Origin of the sequence: Melaminivora alkalimesophila, from assembly GCF_000282995.1 — a bacterium.
Classification (GTDB): domain Bacteria; phylum Pseudomonadota; class Gammaproteobacteria; order Burkholderiales; family Burkholderiaceae_C; genus Melaminivora; species Melaminivora alkalimesophila.
This window is the reverse complement of sequence record NZ_ALEE01000482.1, coordinates 1-2,004: the sequence shown is the minus strand read 5'-3', so window position 1 is coordinate 2,004 and position 2,004 is coordinate 1. Positions and strand designations below refer to the sequence as shown.

1 protein-coding gene is annotated in these 2,004 nt (G+C 73.0%); it reads left to right on the top strand.

Going from position 1 to position 2,004, the window contains the following annotated elements; translation table 11 throughout:
- Positions 1-60: 60 nt before the first annotated feature.
- The coding region (locus tag A612_RS09455; RefSeq protein WP_019374252.1) for a transglutaminase TgpA family protein at positions 61-2,004 on the top strand (1,944 nt) is incomplete at its 3' end.

Sequence of the window (2,004 nt, the reverse complement as noted above, 5' to 3'; positions counted from 1 at the left end):
CCCGCCGGCCGGCGGCAGCGCGCAGCGCCTGCGCTGCCTGGAAGCCCTGGCGCGCGCCTGATGACGACGCCCATGCGCGAGGCCACCATGCAATCGTTCCTGTCGCAGCTGCCGCGCGAGACCCGCGACACGCTGTTCCTGCTGCTGGTGATCGGCGCCTGCCTGGCGCCGCTGGCCGGCCATGTGCCGGCGTGGGCCAGCCTCACGGCTGCCGTGCTGCTGCTGTGGCGCGGCGTGCTCGCCTGGCGCCAGCTGCCGTTGCCAGGCCCGTGGAGCACACGCCTGGCGCTGGCGGCGGCGGTCGTGCTGACGCTGCTGTCGCACCGCACCCTGCTCGGCTATGAGCCCGGCGTGACGTTGATCTCCATGCTGCTGGCGCTCAAGACCCTGGAACTGCGCGCCCGGCGCGACGCCATGGTGGTCTTCTTCCTGGGCTTCTTCACGCTGCTGGCGAATTTCTTCTTCTCGCAATCCCTGGCGACGGCGGCGGCCATCCTGCTGGCGCTGCTCGGGCTGCTCACGGCGCTGGTGAATGCCCACCTGCCGGTGGGGCGCCCGCCCCTGCTGGAGAGCCTGCGCACCGCTGCCTCAATGGCGCTGCTGGGCGCACCCATCATGCTGGTACTGTTCCTGTTCTTCCCGCGCATGGCGCCTCTGTGGGGCGTGCCGGCCGACATGAACACCGGCAAGAGCGGGCTGTCGGGCCAGATGCGCATCGGCAGCGTGGCCGAGCTGGCGCTGGACGACAGTGTGGCGATGCGCGTGCGCTTCGAGACCCCGGGCGGCGAGCCGCCACCGCAGAGCGACCTGTATTTTCGCGGGCCGGTGCTCGGCATCTTCGATGGACGCGAGTGGCTGGCACTGTCTCAGCCGCAGGCCCAGGCCCGGTACTGGGCCACCCCGCCGCCGGCGCAGCTGGAAGTGCGCGGCGAGCCGCTGCGCTACGAGATCACGCTGGAGCCCAGCGCGCGGCCCTGGCTGCTGACGCTCGACGCCGCCGCCGAGGCCCCCAGCCTGCCGCAGGGCTGGCGCGCCTTCATGTCGCCGGAGCTGCAATGGCTGGCATCGCGGCCGGTCCTGAGCGTGATGCGCTACCGGGCGGAGAGCCACCTGGATTTCCGGCACGGGCCGCGCGACGAGGCGCGTGCGCTGCAGGCCTATCGCCAGCTCCCCGAGGGCCTGAACCCGCGCACCGCCGCCCTCGCCCGCGAACTCGCAGGCGGGGCCGGGCCCTCCAGCGGTGCACGCACCGATGCCTTCGTGCGTGCGGCGCTGCAGCGGCTGCGCACCGGCGGCTACCGCTACACGCTGGAGCCCGGGCTGTACGGCGAGCACACCGCCGACGAGTTCTGGTTCGAGCGCAAGGAGGGCTTCTGTGAACACATCGCCTCGGCGTTCGTGGTGCTGATGCGCGCCGGCGGCGTCCCTGCGCGCATCGTCACGGGCTACCAGGGCGGCCAGATGAACGCCATCGACGGCTACTGGACGGTGCGCCAGAGCGATGCCCACGCCTGGACGGAGGTCTGGATGCCCGAGCGCGGCTGGGTGCGCGTCGATCCCACCGCCTCCGTCGCGCCGGAGCGCATCGGCCTGCCGCAGCGTCTCGCGCCGACGCGCGGCGCGCTGGGCAACGCCGTGGGCACGGTCATCAGCCCGAACGCACTGCGCCAGCTGCGCGCGGTCTGGGAAGCGATGAACAACCGCTGGAACCAGTGGGTGCTGAACTACACCCAGGACCGGCAGCTGGACCTGTTGCGCAGCCTGGGTATGGAGTCGCCGACCTGGGAGGACCTGGTGCGCCTGCTGGGAGGTCTGGCGGTGGCGTCGGCGCTGGCCGGGATGGGGGTGGCGGCGCTGCGCCGGCGCCGCCAGGATCCGTGGCAGCGCCTGCTCGGTCAGGCACGCGCACGGTTGCTGCGCAGCGGCCTGGAGCTGGCCCCCCACGAGCCGCCGCGGCGCATGGCGCTGCGCGTGCGGCAGCAGCTCGGCAGCGACGGCGAGCCC